The sequence below is a fragment of the Legionella sp. 39-23 genome (assembly GCF_001897665.1).
GTDB classification, from domain to species: domain Bacteria; phylum Pseudomonadota; class Gammaproteobacteria; order Legionellales; family Legionellaceae; genus Legionella; species Legionella steelei.
The window spans coordinates 88,662-104,090 of sequence record NZ_MKTO01000037.1 but is presented as its reverse complement, the minus strand read 5'-3'; the positions used below and the strand labels follow the sequence as shown (position 1 = coordinate 104,090).

Below are 15,429 nucleotides of genomic sequence, written 5' to 3'. Positions count from 1 at the left end.
TTATGGACCGAAAGGCTGAATTTGGCACATCTTGGCGAAAATGCTACGTTTCTTCAGAATCATTTTCGCGCAAGCTGTGCTCAAATCCAGACTATCACCAAGCATACCCTTAACGGGTACGACTACTTTGCGGCAGTGACGTTACCTACGAATAGTCACTTTAAGAGCGTTCAAACTGTTGAGTATTAGGCCTTCTCACTGTATTGCTTTGAGCAATCAGACTTGAACGAATAAGTTAACGCAATACCTGTTTCCAAGAAGCTTTTCAGACTGCTAAGCACGAGTGGCCAGCCATTACTGATCATTGGCAATATCTCAGAGTTATCCGGAAAGTCGCAGTGTGTGACGGTTAATTTCACTAGATTACCTTCTGGTTCAAGTTCAAAAATCACCATTGATGCGGGCTCGTCGGGCATACCTTTCATTATGGGCTTCCAACTGTACGAAAGTACCTTCGGCTTATCAGCGCGTAATACCTTGTCTGAATGTGCCAGACTGCCATCTGGTGCATAAAATTTCATAGGTGAACCAACGTGCCAATCACTTTCAACGCGAAAACCATTCCAGTATTGCTGGGTGAATTCACCTTTCGTTAAGGCTTCCCAAAGTTTTTCGGCTGTGGTTTGGATATAAGTTGTATAAACGAATTGTGGCTTGTTCATGTTCATTTCCTTTTTTTAGGTGACGATGATGACTTGTCTTGTTCTAAAATAGTTTTCAAGTTATCTAAAGCGAGTAGCCGATTCTGTTCATACTTTGCAATCCAGCGGCCAAACGTTTCTTGTAGTGGTACTGGATTGAGATAGTGTAACTTTTCTCGGCCTTCCCAATGCACAACGACTAAATTCGCATCCTCCAGAATATGCAGATGTTTCATGACTGCCTGCCGGCTCATGCTTAAATGTTCGCACAGCTCATTAAGGTTTTGACCATTACGAGCACATAGTGCATCAAGCAAGGTGCGCCGACTTTTATCTGCCAGTGCTTTAAAAATAAGATCGTTGTCCATAGTCAAATTATATGTAACCAAATGGTTACATGTCAAGAAAAGGTAAATTATGTGTAAGACAATTTTCTATGAGTAATCAGAATAATGCTAGTAGAACTAAGTGATGAGATTAAAAGATCCGAAAAGTTCCGCTTAAACTCACATTTTATTTTGGAAATCATCTGGCGGTGTATCGTCAGTTCTTTTGCTGCGGAGGCGGTCTGCTTTTTGCTTCATTCGTTCATGATTAAAAAAAGGCAATGGGGGCGGTTTGGAAGCCTCTTTTTCAACACGTGCTTGCTCAGGGTTTTCACCTAAAATTGCTTTAATTTTTTTGTCAATCACCCGTGCATTATGCGTTTTAAGCTTATCCATTAATTGTTCGGAAAAATGACATACTTTTTCTAAAGCTCCAGGGACAACATAATATTGGGGGCCAAAAGCTGGGGTGTTGTTTACGATAATTCCTTGGGTATTTTTTATTCTAATACTTGGATCGATTTGTGTTATTTTTCCCTGTTCGGCAACAGGCACCACTTTATTAGCACCCGCGGAGGTCGTATTAGAGGTAAGCAGATGATCTACCCTATCTGCTAAAAGCTCTTCACTTTCACCTTCTACGAGTTGTTTTGCAAGTGTAGGTAATCTAAGTCTGGGATGCTCAGTACAAACCTCAATCCCTTGCCAGTAGCGTTTGTCCCCAATTTCTACTTGAAATAACGCTAAGTTAGATATAAGAAGACCGTCTTTATAATCTGCAACTAAACTTGCCGCATCTATGTTTTCAGGAGTTGCTAATTGATCAAGATATCCTGATAAGGCGCACATTAATTTTCCTTTTTCGTTTTCATAAAGACGAGTTTGATTGTATAAATCATCGTCTCCTTTATTGAATGCATCCTCACTACTACAACCAGGATCACTATTCAAAATTTCTTCAAATTTTCTAATTAAATTTTCCTTTAGCTCGTCACTTACATCATCAAGAAGGGGCAATACTAAATCTCGTTGTTTATCGATAAAATAGATAGTGTTTCCTTGCAATACAAATGCTCTTTGACTAGGTATATCATGTAGCGACTCATTTTCATTCATTTTATAGAGATTCACATCTTCAGTTTCGATGCCAAATGGTTCAAAAGGTTTCAGTGTTTTTTCATAAGTTATATCTGCTCCGGAGCTCCATCTTTTAGATACAGAGGTCATTTTAGGGTCCATTTTATCTCTGCATTCAACATAACACACGGTGTTTAATAAACGATTATCTTCTGTCTGAACTGCAATAGAACTTAAGAGTAAATGAATGTTACTGAAGTCTTTAAGTCGCTCCTTTAGATTGTCTAATAGTTTATTGTATTCAGCGGTAGTAAGCGGCCTTTCCGAATATAATGCAAATTCGGGCATTAGAATTCGGGTAATAATCTCTTCACCACTTTTTTTATTCGCCAAATTTTTTTGTTGGAACTCATTTGCTATTACAGCCAATTGATATATGTGTTCTGTCAAACGTTCTACAATAGAACTTTCTGGCTCACCTATCCCTTTTTTATATCCTCGTGCCTCACCATAAGAAAGTGCCTGAGATGCTGGATAGACATATAAATTCTGAATTAAAATCTCGCCTTGATTCCATTGAGCGATTTTTTTCTCAAATTTCTCACATAGTTTTTCATACATTCTCGATCTCTGTTTAGGAGATACTTATCATAGTATAGCTCGTTTCTATCGAAGAATTTGCGTGTGGGAGGATGTTTTAATATTATGATCAATGTGGTATATTATTGAGCAAAATCACCAACTCATCAAACAACTCATGCAAAGTAAATATCCATTTTTTCAAAGTCAAAACACGTCATCTTTCTCGGGGGTGCGTTTTTCAAGGGTTGTAAAAACTCCTGCTACAATCGAAACATTATATCGAGGTGATAATAATCTTTCGTCGGTCATTTTTCTTCTGCCTACACTACTTACAGGTGTTTTTTGTCAAAGCTTTCCCAAAGTAGTAGATATTGAGCAAGTAAAATTGCACAAATTAACTAATCTCTCTAATGATTATCATATGGTGAGTATGTCAGCAGATTCTCAAGTTGCATTAACTTGGGGAAGAGGGGGCTTTATTGCCATTGACCCTACTTTATTTGCTAATTATATTGTCGATGTTCATGCAACTTTTGATGAACATTGTCTAAATTTTCCTGCTCGAATGGAGCGAGAAAAAGAGCATATAGCTTTAGCTGTGCCTTTCTGCAGTATAAAAAAAATAATGATTGGCAATAAAGAGGTAACTAACCCTTTTTACGTCAAAATAACTGCTGATAATCAGGATGCGATAACAGCGTTTGATATGCTTTACTGCCAGTTAATTTCACTTTTAAGAACAAAATACACTCAAGAAGTCGATGTGGAAGCAGAGAAAATTGCGTTACGCGATTACGCTACTGCTTATTTAGATTTTTATACTCAATTTGGTGGCAGTGACAATCCTTTTAATAAAAGTCTTTCTGAACTATTTGGGCTTTATCCTGAATTTATGGAGCATTTTTTTCAATCGAATCAAGTTACATCGAAAATGGTTTTGATGAACGATCTTGTCCTAAGTTCTGAAAACTTATTTAAAGAGCATCTTTATACTAAAAAAGTAGATTCTTCTTATATCCATAGGGTCAAAGAGAGCACTACATGTTTAGAAGACGATTGGGCTAAACCAGTTTTTGATTAGCTAGGTTCATAACCTGGGTTCCTATGCTGCACCCAGGCTACTCAATGAAGCAATGGGTTACTCGTTCCTAAATTGTCTACTCAATTGAATGGCCATTTCTATTGACTGTTCATAGTTAAGTCGAGGATCAACGAGGCTATGGTATGCCTTTTTTAGATCATCAGCTGCTAATCCGCGAGCACCGCCAATACATTCTGTGACGTTATCACCTGTAAGCTCAAAATGAACACCACCTAGATAACTGCCCATATTACGATGAATTTCCAACGCTTGTTTCAGCTCTAAAAGGATGTTGTCAAAGTGACGGGTTTTAATACCATCTAATGTAGTCTCTGTATTGCCATGCATGGGATCACAAGACCAAGTAACGGGTACTCCTGTCTTTCTCACCGCGTCAATAAGAGGAGGCAGTAATCTATCTATGTGTTTTGCTCCTAGACGGGTGAATAACAAAAGACGTCCTTCCTCGCGTTTAGGATTGGCTCTGTGCAATACTTCTTCTAACCACTCTGGAGTAGCTCCGGGTCCAATTTTGATACCAATGGGATTCTCGACGCCACGCAAAAATTCTAAATGGGCGCTATCGATTTGGGCGGTGCGCATGCCGATCCAGGGTAGATGAGTGGAGAGGTTATACCATAAGCCATCTTCCATTTGACGGGTCAATGCTTGTTCGTAGTGCAAATGCAGGGCTTCGTGAGAAGTATAAAAGTCTACCTTAGATAAGTTACTGGATTGTATTCCATCGATGGTATCTAAAAAGTCTAAAGCATCAGCGATTGATTTAACCAGCGTTTGGTACTCTTCTTTTTGTTTTGAATGTTCAACAAAACTTAAATCCCACTGTTGGGGATGATTAAGGCTAGCAAAACCGCTGTCGAGTAAGCCACGAATAAAATTTAAGGTAATCGCAGAGCAATTGTAGGCTTGTAATAATAGTTTAGGGTTGGGTTCACGAGCTTCTGGAGTAAATTCGGGTGAGTTTACCAGATCACCACGATAGCTAGGCAAAGTAATGCCATCAATTGTTTCATAATCTGAAGAGCGTGGCTTTGCATATTGTCCAGCGATTCGTCCAACACGAATAATGGGTTTTCGCAAACCGTGTAATAAAATTAAACTCATTTGTAGGATGATTTTTAATTTATTACTGATGATTTCCGAGCGGCAGTCATTAAATGATTCAGCGCAGTCACCACCTTGAAGAATAAACGCTTCCCCACGTCCTGCGCGTGCAATTTCTTTTTTCAAACTCTTTACTTCGCTACTTGTAACGAGTGGAGGTAAAAGGCCCAGTTGTTCTACAATTTTATTTAACTGTCCGTTATCAGCGTAAGTTGCAGCTTGTAAGTAAGAATATTGGAGCCAAGAGGTAGGCGACCATTTTTGCATAAAAAAACCCATGTAACATTTTTGAGTCTAGTATGGAATAAATGAACACATACTGCAAGCTAATCGCTGATTCTCGTAGTGATTGTCATTTGAGTATGATTGGAGCCTGGCTGAAAGCGAAGCTGTAATCAGGGCTTTTTTTATGTATGAATTTCCCGGGTTCTGTTGCGTTGCACCCAGGCTACAATAAATAAAAAAAATTTAAGGGCTTGAAATCTTATGAGCTGCCCCCATCTCTGATTTTCACATTGCTAGGCTGTGGAAGAGGAGTAATTTTTCATGAGTAAAAACGATAAAAAAAATTGGCATGAGTTTAAAGAGCAACATCAAAATGAAGCACATCAACCTAAAGGGTCTAAACAAAATGAGGGACACGAGGAACCTTTGGACTTATCTGAAGAAACACACCCAGAGCCCTCCTTAGATCATCCAAATTATGTTGAGTTGAGTGAGAAACTGACTCTTGCTGAGCAACAGGCTCACGAAAATTGGGAAAAAGCGGTTCGTGCCCAAGCTGAGTTAGATAATGTACGTCGCCGAGCCGATCGCGAGGTCGCTAACGCCCATCGCTATGGTGTTGAAAAATTGATTTCTGATTTGTTACCTGTAATCGACAGTTTAGAGCAAGCCTTACAATTGGCTGTTAAAGCAGAAGATGCATCGATGCGAGAAGGTTTAGAGTTAACTTTGAAGCTCTTTACGGATGTATTGAAGAAATTTGAGGTGCAACAAATTGATCCTATCGGAGCGCCTTTTGATCCACAACTTCATGAGGCGATGTCGATGCAAGTTGTGCCTGATGCTGAACCTAATACCGTGATCGCGGTATTCCAAAAAGGATATCAATTGAGTGATCGAGTGATTAGACCGGCACGTGTTGTCGTATCAAAAAAATAAAAAATGTGAAATTTATGGGTTGAAATCGTTAGGTTATGCCCCATATAAGAATCATTGCAGTAAGAAACTACTAAATTTGGAGCAAGAATAGAATGGCTAAAATTATAGGAATCGACCTAGGTACCACCAACTCATGCGTTGCTGTAATGGAAGGGGATAAACCTAAGGTAATTGAAAACAGTGAAGGCCACCGCACTACACCTTCCATCGTTGCTTTTACTGATGATGGCGAGGTATTGGTTGGACAATCTGCAAAACGTCAAGCAGTAACCAACCCAGATAATACTTTATTCGCAATTAAGCGTTTGATTGGTCGTCGCTTTGATGATGCAGTGGTACAAAAAGATATCAAAATGGTACCTTACAAAATCGTTAAAGCGGACAATGGCGATGCTTGGGTGCGTGTGAAAACTCAAGATAAAGCGCCACCACAAGTTTCAGCTGAAGTATTACGTAAGATGAAAAAAACTGCAGAAGACTATCTCGGCGAAGAAGTAAAAGAAGCAGTAATTACAGTACCTGCTTATTTCAACGATTCTCAACGCCAGGCAACTAAAGATGCGGGCCGTATTGCAGGTCTTGAAGTAAAACGGATTATTAACGAACCTACTGCTGCAGCTCTTGCTTATGGCATGGACAAAAAACGTGGTGATTCCATCATTGCTGTATATGACCTTGGTGGTGGTACGTTTGATATCTCAATTATTGAAATTGCAGAAGTTGACGGAGAACACCAATTTGAAGTGCTCGCAACGAATGGTGATACTTTCTTGGGAGGAGAGGACTTCGACTTAGCTTTGATTGATTATCTGGCTTCTGAATTCAAAAAAGATTCTGGTATTGATTTACATAATGATCCATTGGCATTACAACGTTTGAAAGATGCCGCTGAAAAAGCGAAAATTGAACTGTCTTCAGCACAACAAACAGACGTTAACCTGCCTTATATTACGGCTGATGCTACAGGACCAAAACACTTAAATATTAAATTGACACGTGCCAAACTAGAGTCTTTAGTTGAGAAACTGGTTGAGCGTACTGTTGAACCTTGTAAAACTGCATTAAAAGATGCCGGATTGACTGTATCGCAAATTAATGAAGTCATTTTGGTGGGTGGTCAAACACGTATGCCTTTGGTACAAAAAACAGTAGAAGAGTTTTTTGGTAAGGAGCCACGCAAAGACGTTAACCCTGATGAAGCAGTTGCTGTGGGTGCTGCTATCCAAGCTGCGGTTTTATCTGGTGAAGTGAAAGATATTCTGTTACTTGACGTAACTCCTTTGTCTTTAGGTATCGAAACGATGGGTGGCGTGATGACCAAGCTCATCGAGAAAAACACCACAATTCCTACTAAAGCCAATCAAGTATTCTCTACGGCAGATGACAATCAAACAGCAGTTACTGTGCATGTACTGCAAGGTGAAAGAGAGCAAGCATCAGCGAATAAATCTTTGGGTCGATTCGATTTAGGTGATATTCCTCCTGCACCACGCGGCGTACCACAAATTGAAGTAACTTTTGATATTGATGCCAATGGTATTCTTAATGTTTCTGCTAAGGATAAAGCGACTGGTAAGGCGCAATCGATTGTTATTAAAGCATCTAGTGGTTTGAGCGATGAAGAAGTAGAAGCAATGGTTAAAGATGCTAAGTCTCATGCCGAAGAAGATAAGAAATTTAAGGAAATGGCAGAGTTGCGCAACCAAGCGGACAGTCTGATTCACAGCTGTGAAAAGTCTATGAAAGATTTAGCAGCCGAACTTTCTGACGATGAGAAACAAGGTATAGAAAAAGCTATTGCTGAATTAAAAGAAGCAATCCAAGGCAGCGATAAAGCTCAAATCGAAGAGAAATTAAAAGTTCTCAGCGATGTTTCTTCAAAAATGGCTGAACGTGTTTATGCTAAAAAGGCATCTGAAGGACAAGCAGGACAAGAGCAAACACACCAAGAGCAGCCACATGCTCAAGAATCAGCTAAAGCGGATGAAGGTGTTGTAGATGCTGAGTTCGAAGAAGTGAAAGACGATAAGAAATAATTGGTTATATCGTGATTTAGACACCTAGGTGCTTTGTAGCCTAGGTGCAGCGAAGCGAAACTCGGGCTTAAGAAGTTCATTCAGAAATCCCGTGTTTCGCTTCGCTGCATCCAGACTATATTGTCCTTTTTAATTTTAATATGTGAGTAGTTATGGAACAGCAGGATTTTTATGAACTTTTAGAAGTAAGTCGAACTGCAAGTGATGCCGAAATTAAAAAAGCATATCGTAAATTAGCAATGAAGTATCACCCAGATCGTAATCCTGGCGATTCTGCAGCTGAAGAAAAATTTAAAGAAATCCAAAACGCTTATAGTATTCTTTCTGATCCACAAAAACGTGCAGCATATGATCAGTTTGGTCATGCAGGTGTTGATCCTTCCATGAGAGGTGGTCATGGAGGTTTTAGCGGTTTTGGTGGGTTTGGTGATGTTTTCGAGGATATTTTTGAAAATATCTTTTCGGGCGGGCGTGGCGCTGGACGCCAATCTCGTGGCCAACGCGGCGCTGATCTGCAATTCAATGTCCAATTAACACTTGAAGAAGCTGCTCTGGGTAAAGAAGTACAAATTACTGTTCCCAGACATGGTGCTTGTGCTACGTGTAATGGTAGTGGTGCTAAAAAAGGAACACAGCCAAAAACTTGTGAAACCTGTAATGGTGTGGGGCAAGTCAGAATTCAACAAGGCTTTTTCTCTATTCAGCAAACTTGTCCCAGTTGTCATGGCGAAGGGACTATTATTTCTGATCCTTGCTCAGATTGTCACGGTCAAGGTCGAATACGTGAGAGCAAAAAACTTACAGTTAAAATTCCTGCTGGCGTGGATAATGGCGATCGAGTTCGCTTAAGCGGGGAGGGCGAAGCGGGTATGCATGGCGGTGGTCCAGGCGATCTTTATGTGCAGATTAGTGTAAAAAAACATGCCATATTTGAACGCCAGGAAAATGACTTGCATTGTGAAGTGCCAATAAGTTTTATCATTGCTGCTATGGGTGGTTCTATAGAGGTACCTACTCTTGAAGGCCGGGTTACTTTAAAGATCCCTGAAGAAACACAAACCGGTAAAGTATTTCGTTTAAGAGGGAAGGGGATGAAGTCCGTACGCGGTCATGGTCAGGGTGATTTATTATGCAAAGTAGTTGTAGAAACTCCTGTGAATTTATCACGTGAGCAAAAAGAATTACTCACTAAATTTCAAGAATCTCTCGAAAATGCTACAGGAAAACACTCTCCGCGCTCTAATTCTTGGTTTGCCGGCGTGAAAAAATTCTTTGAAGACATGAAATTTTGAGCCAATTACGTTACAATTGCTCAAATTTACCCAAATGTGCATTTTTTGTGCGTACTGGCCAAATGATTTGTAATCGTTATGCCCCTGGGTGAAGCGAAGCCCGGGGTGTCTGACAAACAGCCCCCCCGGATTCCGCTTCGCTTCACCCAGGTTGCAGAGCCCAAGCCGCTAAAAAACACATTGAATAACGAAATAGAGTAGATCCATGATGAACCAACCAGCAATTTTAGTGTTAGCAGATGGCACCATTTACGAAGGCATTTCGATAGGAGCAACAGGAGATTGTGTCGGAGAGTTGGTTTTTAATACCTCGCTAACCGGTTATCAGGAAATGCTCACGGATCCTTCTTATACACGACAAATCATTACTTTGACTACGGCCCATGTAGGGAATACTGGATGCACCCATGAGGATATGGAGTCAAATAAAATTTGGGCTGCGGGTTTAGTGCTTCGTCATTCTTCAATAATTCCTAGTAATTATCGTTCTGAGCAATCTCTTCCAGATTGGCTCAAAAAAAATGGTGTAGTAGCTATTGCTGAAATTGATACTAGGGATTTGACCTTACGTTTGCGAGAACATGGTGCTGTAGGGGCTTGCATCAGCACTGATGTAGAGAACCCTGAGTTGGTTTTAGCCAAAGCAAGAGCTTTCTCTGGATTGCAGGGTGTGGATTTGGCTTTAGAAGTTTCTAGAAAAACCATAGAGCGATGGCATGATGGCCAAGGTGAATGGGGCAGAGATTCTCAGCCGCAACAATTCCATGTGGTTGCTTATGATTTTGGTGTAAAGCACAATATTTTACGTATTTTGCATGATAAAGGCTGCCATTTAACTTTAGTTCCAGCGAAAACGTCTGCTGCAGAAGTTTTAGCAATGAATCCTGATGGGATCTTTTTGTCTAATGGTCCAGGAGACCCAGAGGCTTGTGATTATGCCATACGCGCCACTCAAGAGTTTTTAGCACAAGGCATTCCTTTATTCGGTATTTGTTTGGGGTTTCAGATTTTGGCTTTAGCCTGTGGTGGTGTGACCAAAAAAATGAAATTTGGCCATCATGGAGCAAATCATCCTGTAATTGAAACTGAAGGGAAAAAACGTGTTTTTATAACCAGCCAGAACCATGGATTTGCGGTAGATGAAGCGAGTTTACCCGATTGTCTAGCGATTACGCACCGTTCTTTATTTGATAACACCTTACAGGGTATTAGACATAAGGAAAAACCGGCATTTGGTTTTCAAGGACATCCTGAAGCCAGCCCTGGACCACATGATATAGAAATAATATTTAATGAATTTATACAATTGATGAAATAGGATATATAAAAATTCAAAGAGGATTAACTAATGAATGAAAGTCACGTTTTTACTTCTGAGTCGGTTTCTGAAGGACATCCTGACAAAATCGCGGATCAGATTTCTGATGCAATTCTAGATGCTATTTTAATGCAAGATCCTTCTGCACGTGTTGCTTGTGAAGTATTTGTTAAAACAGGTATGGTATTAGTTGGTGGCGAAATTACTACCAAAGCATGGGTGGACGTGGAAGCTGTAACAAGGCAAGTAGTAAAAGACATAGGTTATAACAGCTCACAAATGGGATTTGACTGGGAGTCTTGTGCTGTACTTTCTGCTATAGGTAAACAATCTCCTGATATTGCTCAAGGTGTAGATAATAAAGAAACAAAAATTCTTGGTGCTGGAGATCAAGGTTTAATGTTTGGTTATGCCAGCCGTGAAACCGATGTCTACATGCCTGCTCCTATTGCTTACGCACATCGATTGATGGAAAAACAAGCTCATTTACGTAAATCAGGTGCATTACCTTGGTTGCGACCTGATGCTAAAAGTCAATTGACCCTCAAATATGAAAAAGGAATACCCGTTGAAGTGGATACAGTCGTGTTTTCCACACAACATGCGGCTGATATTGGTTATAATGATTTAGTTGAAGCAGTCCGTGAAGAAATTATTAAGACTACGTTACCAAGCGAGTGGTTAACTCCTAGAACACGTTATTTTATCAATCCAACAGGCCGTTTTGTTATTGGTGGTCCTTTAGGAGACTGTGGCCTGACTGGTCGTAAAATCATCGTAGATACTTATGGTGGTATGGCGCGACATGGTGGTGGATGTTTCTCTGGTAAAGATCCTTCTAAAGTGGATCGCTCTGCAGCTTATGCAGCACGGCATGTGGCAAAAAATATCGTTGCTGCGGGATTGGCGGATAAGTGTGAATTACAAATTTCTTATGCAATTGGTGTGGCTGAACCTACTTCAATTTTTGTTGAAACTTTTGGTACGGGCCGTTTAAAAGATAGTGAGATCATTGAATTAATTCTGGCTCATTTCGATTTAACGCCACAGGGTATTATTGAACATCATGATTTGCTTCGTCCAATCTACAGACAAACGGCAACTTATGGTCATTATGGACGCGAGAATTTTCCATGGGAACGATTGGATAAAGTGGCGGAGTTACGTAAAGCTTTATAAGGAGATGCTAAATGGAAGTAGTCAATAAAGTAGGAGCAGGAAGCAATATGACAAAAGATTATAAAGTAGCTGATATGTCGCTGGCTTCTTGGGGACGCAAGGAAATAGCGATTGCTGAAACGGAAATGCCTGGGTTAATGGCTCTGCGTGAAGAATTTGCTACAACCAAGCCATTAAAGGGTGCACGTATCGCAGGCTGTTTGCATATGACCATTCAAACAGCCGTGCTGATTGAAACGTTGATTGCCTTAGGCGCTGAGGTGCGTTGGTCTTCTTGTAATATATTTTCTACTCAAGACCATGCTGCTGCAGCTATGGCAGCCAATGGTGTTCCGGTCTTTGCCTGGAAAGGTGAAACTGAGGAAGAGTATTGGTGGTGTGTTGAACAAACTCTTACTGGACCGAATCATTGGACTCCTAATTTATTGCTAGATGATGGCGGGGATTTGACGCAAATTGTACATCAAAAATTTCCGGAGTTGTTATCAGAAATTAAAGGAATCTCTGAAGAAACAACTACCGGCGTCGCTCGATTGTATGAAATGGCCAAAAAGGGTGATTTAAAAGTCCCTGCGATTAATGTGAATGATTCTGTCACTAAATCCAAATTTGATAATCTATACGGTTGTCGCGAATCCTTACTGGATGGGATAAAACGCGCTACTGATGTAATGATTGCAGGAAAAGTTGCCCTAATTTTAGGTTATGGAGATGTAGGTAAGGGTTGCGCACAAGCACTGCGTGGTCAGGGTGCTATTGTTTTAATTGCAGAAATTGATCCTATTTGTGCCCTGCAAGCTGCAATGGAAGGATATCGCGTTGTGACTCTAGATGATGTTGCCGAGCAGGTGGACATTGTTGTTACTGCTACAGGTAATTATCATGTAGTGACCCATGAACATATGAAGCGTATGCGTAATCAGGCGATTTTATGCAACATCGGCCATTTTGATTCTGAAATTGATGTCCACAGTTTAAAGAAATATCAATGGGAAAATATTAAGCCACAGGTTGATCATGTAATTTTTCCTGATGGTAAGCGTATCATTCTGTTGGCTGAGGGACGTTTGGTTAATTTAGGATGTGCTACAGGACATCCAAGTTTCGTCATGTCAGCATCTTTCTCCAATCAGGTTTTAGCGCAAATTGAGTTATTTAAAAATGCAACTCAATATGATCGACAAGTTTATGTTCTTCCCAAACAATTAGATGAAAAAGTAGCTCGATTGCATTTGGGGAGAATCGGAGCAAAATTAACCCAACTCACCAAGGAGCAAGCGGAGTATTTAGGTGTGGCGGTTAATGGTCCTTATAAGTCAAATCAATATCGTTATTGATTGTGAGTTTATAGTTTGGGCGTTTCATAAACCATCTTCAGAAAAATTTTTGTTGTATGCTGAATTAAAATTCGATGGGCAGTATTCGATCTTACTGTCCTATATTATTACCTTTTTTTACAATTTTGTAACAGTTGTTTATATATAAAATATCGTTTAAATTCAAACTTATAGCTTAATCTTCATTGGATAAAAAAGACTTATTCATAACCAGCTTATAAAATTGTTGCACATTTCCAAAAAAAGTCGCATAATCGCCTGCCTCTAACAATATGCTTATATTAAAATCATAAAATTTTATTAGAGCTCATGATGTTCAATAGTTGTATAAAAAATTAATAAATATTTTATTCAAAGGATAACCATGTTTTCTACACAGCAATCTATGTTTTCTACTCTCCAAATTGAACAAGAACCCAGCGCCATTTCATTGTCTGATCTATATACGCATAAGGCGTCTTTTAGATATTCGGAGTTAGATATTGAGAATAATAGTGAAAATAAGATTCCAGATTTTACAGGTAAGAAAGCATTATTATTTATTAGCGTGGGTCAAGCTTACCATGAAAAGGGTAAATTTTTAGCAACGATTGAATTAGTCAATAAATATGCTTTTAAGTCATGTGATATTGTTATGGCAGATACTCTGCAAAGACATAATCACAGAGGGAATATGGGATTAGAAAAAGCTACTGAATATTCTAAAAAAGCAGGTGATCTCTGGCTTGAGCGAAGTCAGCATGCATTAAATCTTTTTAAGTTACCGCATCAAATTATTCGCTGGGATGAATTACTTAACCATTCGGATTATGACGGATTAAAAGAGTTAATAGTCAAAGAGTATCATGAAAACAAAGAGTACGCTGAAGCAATCCAAGCCAACGTTCTTACTTACATTGATAGACTTTCTCTGATCAATCCATTGACCGATAAAGATACATTATTCAGACATGGCTTGGATTATTTAATAGAAGAATGTCCAATCGTCATGCCAATGTGGGCAAAAATGGGTTACGACTTTATTATTTATCCTAAACCACTCACTATTGGTATGGCTAAAACTCGCGAATTATTCCTTTCTGAAGAAGACCAAGATAAATGCCAATGGCTTTATCTTCGTTTTAAGAAAAAAAATACTCCAGGATGTTCTTCTGCAGCTAATGCCGATAATTAATTTAAAGTGCTTTTTTTTAGGAAATTCAAATGAAAATATATGATCAAATACCTGTAATTGATGTTTCAGCGATACGTGCAGCAAAAACTAAACAGGAATTAATGGAGCTGGCAGAAGAATTTAAGTATGTCTACAGTAATATTGGCTTTGCTTATATTAAAAATCATGGAATTTCAAAAGAATTAATAGATTCTATTTTTGAACAGGCTAAGTTATTTCACCATCTTCCAGAGGAAGAAAAACTTAAAATTATTCAAAATGAATTTTTTAGAGGCTACATGCCGTTTGCGACCTCTATCCTCTCTGTATCAACACTTGGAGAAGCAGTAAAGCCTAATCAAAGTTCAGCTTTTATTCTTGGACATGAAGTTGCTGACAATGACCCAGATTTTAAAAAGAGGATTAACCTTGCTGGTCCAAATCAATGGCCCGATGAAAAGTTACTTCCTAATTTCAAGAATACATTAATTCATTATCGAGATGAATTAACTGTATTAGTAAGAAATTTAATTCGTATGGTTTCTCTTTCAATGGGACAAGACTACTACGCTTTAGACAAATACTTTGTCAACCCAACTACTTTCTTACGGTTACAAAATTATCCAGCTCAGCCTAATATTATTCCTGAACATCAATATGGTATTGCACCACATACTGATTATGGAATACTCACCATTTTAGCTCAAGATTCACTGGGCGGCTTGCAGGTGAAACAACAGGATGATTCCTGGTTAGATGTTGAACCTTTGGAAGGTGCATTTGTCTTGAATACAGGTGATATGCTGCGCCGCTTAAGTAATGATACCTATATTTCTACGCCACATCGTGTTATCAATATTTCAGGAAAAGAAAGATATTCAATCCCATTTTTCTTTGAGCCCAATATGCACGCGAATATTTCTCCACTTGTTATAAATAATGTTCCTCCGAAATATGAACCCATTGAATATGCAGGGTATTTGATGAGACGGATCAAAGGTAATTATGATCTTGGTGCGAAAGAACTCGAAGATATCGTTGAAACTGTTTAACAATAATTTTTTTATCTATCCAATTTATAGATCCAGTGCCCCATGAAGGGGCATTGGAATATTTTA

Annotated in this window: 13 protein-coding genes; 9 read left to right on the top strand and 4 right to left on the bottom strand. The window is 39.2% G+C overall.

What is annotated here, in order from left to right:
* Positions 1–185 precede the first annotated feature (185 nt).
* The 3 genes from BGO44_RS13200 to BGO44_RS13190 form a co-directional block, all read right to left on the bottom strand.
* Entirely contained in the window at positions 186–662 is a 477-nt protein-coding gene (locus tag BGO44_RS13200; RefSeq protein ID WP_058509420.1) for an SRPBCC family protein, read from the bottom strand.
* 2 nt (positions 663–664) lie between these two features.
* Positions 665–1,009, bottom strand: coding sequence for an ArsR/SmtB family transcription factor (locus BGO44_RS13195; protein WP_058509421.1), 345 nt, complete (start codon positions 1,007–1,009; stop codon positions 665–667).
* A gap of 138 nt (positions 1,010–1,147) precedes the next feature.
* Complete coding sequence (locus BGO44_RS13190; RefSeq protein WP_058509422.1) at positions 1,148–2,665, bottom strand: hypothetical protein; 1,518 nt, start codon at positions 2,663–2,665, stop codon at positions 1,148–1,150.
* Positions 2,666–2,801: 136 nt separating this feature from the next.
* On the opposite strand from BGO44_RS13190, the gene lart1 reads away from it, so the two are divergent.
* Entirely contained in the window at positions 2,802–3,707 is a 906-nt protein-coding gene (gene lart1 / locus BGO44_RS13185) for an NAD(+)--arginine ADP-ribosyltransferase Lart1 (protein ID WP_273197483.1), read from the top strand.
* A gap of 57 nt (positions 3,708–3,764) precedes the next feature.
* Here the strand turns inward: lart1 and BGO44_RS13180 are convergent, their stop codons facing one another.
* Positions 3,765–5,099, bottom strand: a complete 1,335-nt coding sequence (locus BGO44_RS13180) for a 3-deoxy-7-phosphoheptulonate synthase class II (protein ID WP_058509423.1) — start codon at positions 5,097–5,099, stop codon at positions 3,765–3,767.
* Positions 5,100–5,378: 279 nt separating this feature from the next.
* On the opposite strand from BGO44_RS13180, the gene grpE reads away from it, so the two are divergent.
* The 8 genes from grpE (at position 5,379) to BGO44_RS13140 (ending at position 15,363) form a co-directional block, all read left to right on the top strand.
* Positions 5,379–5,996 (top strand): nucleotide exchange factor GrpE, encoded by a 618-nt coding sequence (grpE, locus tag BGO44_RS13175; RefSeq protein ID WP_058509424.1) that lies wholly within the window; start codon positions 5,379–5,381, stop codon positions 5,994–5,996.
* Between the two features lie 92 nt (positions 5,997–6,088).
* Complete coding sequence (dnaK, locus tag BGO44_RS13170) at positions 6,089–8,032, top strand: molecular chaperone DnaK (RefSeq protein WP_058509425.1); 1,944 nt, start codon at positions 6,089–6,091, stop codon at positions 8,030–8,032.
* Positions 8,033–8,184: 152 nt separating this feature from the next.
* Positions 8,185–9,324: a molecular chaperone DnaJ gene (gene dnaJ / locus BGO44_RS13165; RefSeq protein WP_058509426.1), complete on the top strand. Its 1,140-nt coding sequence runs from the start codon at positions 8,185–8,187 to the stop codon at positions 9,322–9,324.
* Positions 9,325–9,529: 205 nt separating this feature from the next.
* Positions 9,530–10,642, top strand: a complete 1,113-nt coding sequence (gene carA, locus BGO44_RS13160) for a glutamine-hydrolyzing carbamoyl-phosphate synthase small subunit (protein WP_273197291.1) — start codon at positions 9,530–9,532, stop codon at positions 10,640–10,642.
* 30 nt (positions 10,643–10,672) lie between these two features.
* Complete coding sequence (metK, locus tag BGO44_RS13155; protein WP_273197288.1) at positions 10,673–11,821, top strand: methionine adenosyltransferase; 1,149 nt, start codon at positions 10,673–10,675, stop codon at positions 11,819–11,821.
* Positions 11,822–11,832: 11 nt separating this feature from the next.
* Positions 11,833–13,158 (top strand): adenosylhomocysteinase, encoded by a 1,326-nt coding sequence (gene ahcY, locus BGO44_RS13150; RefSeq protein ID WP_273197285.1) that lies wholly within the window; start codon positions 11,833–11,835, stop codon positions 13,156–13,158.
* A gap of 364 nt (positions 13,159–13,522) precedes the next feature.
* Positions 13,523–14,332 carry a hypothetical protein gene (locus tag BGO44_RS13145; protein ID WP_058509431.1) on the top strand — a complete coding sequence of 270 codons (810 nt, stop codon included), beginning with the start codon at positions 13,523–13,525 and terminating at the stop codon, positions 14,330–14,332.
* Positions 14,333–14,361: 29 nt separating this feature from the next.
* Entirely contained in the window at positions 14,362–15,363 is a 1,002-nt protein-coding gene (locus BGO44_RS13140; protein ID WP_273197283.1) for an isopenicillin N synthase family dioxygenase, read from the top strand.
* The last annotated feature ends 66 nt before the right edge of the window (positions 15,364–15,429 follow it).

Coding starts and splice junctions, on each gene's coding strand:
- ahcY (WP_273197285.1), top strand. CDS start 11,833: ATGGAAGTAGTCAATAAAGTAGGAGCAGGAAGCAATATGACAAAAGAT.
- dnaJ (WP_058509426.1), top strand. CDS start 8,185: ATGGAACAGCAGGATTTTTATGAACTTTTAGAAGTAAGTCGAACTGCA.
- BGO44_RS13145 (WP_058509431.1), top strand. CDS start 13,523: ATGTTTTCTACACAGCAATCTATGTTTTCTACTCTCCAAATTGAACAA.
- grpE (WP_058509424.1), top strand. CDS start 5,379: ATGAGTAAAAACGATAAAAAAAATTGGCATGAGTTTAAAGAGCAACAT.
- BGO44_RS13195 (WP_058509421.1), bottom strand. CDS start 1,009: ATGGACAACGATCTTATTTTTAAAGCACTGGCAGATAAAAGTCGGCGC.
- lart1 (WP_273197483.1), top strand. CDS start 2,802: ATGCAAAGTAAATATCCATTTTTTCAAAGTCAAAACACGTCATCTTTC.
- BGO44_RS13140 (WP_273197283.1), top strand. CDS start 14,362: ATGAAAATATATGATCAAATACCTGTAATTGATGTTTCAGCGATACGT.
- metK (WP_273197288.1), top strand. CDS start 10,673: ATGAATGAAAGTCACGTTTTTACTTCTGAGTCGGTTTCTGAAGGACAT.
- dnaK (WP_058509425.1), top strand. CDS start 6,089: ATGGCTAAAATTATAGGAATCGACCTAGGTACCACCAACTCATGCGTT.
- BGO44_RS13190 (WP_058509422.1), bottom strand. CDS start 2,665: ATGTATGAAAAACTATGTGAGAAATTTGAGAAAAAAATCGCTCAATGG.
- carA (WP_273197291.1), top strand. CDS start 9,530: ATGATGAACCAACCAGCAATTTTAGTGTTAGCAGATGGCACCATTTAC.
- BGO44_RS13200 (WP_058509420.1), bottom strand. CDS start 662: ATGAACAAGCCACAATTCGTTTATACAACTTATATCCAAACCACAGCC.
- BGO44_RS13180 (WP_058509423.1), bottom strand. CDS start 5,099: ATGCAAAAATGGTCGCCTACCTCTTGGCTCCAATATTCTTACTTACAA.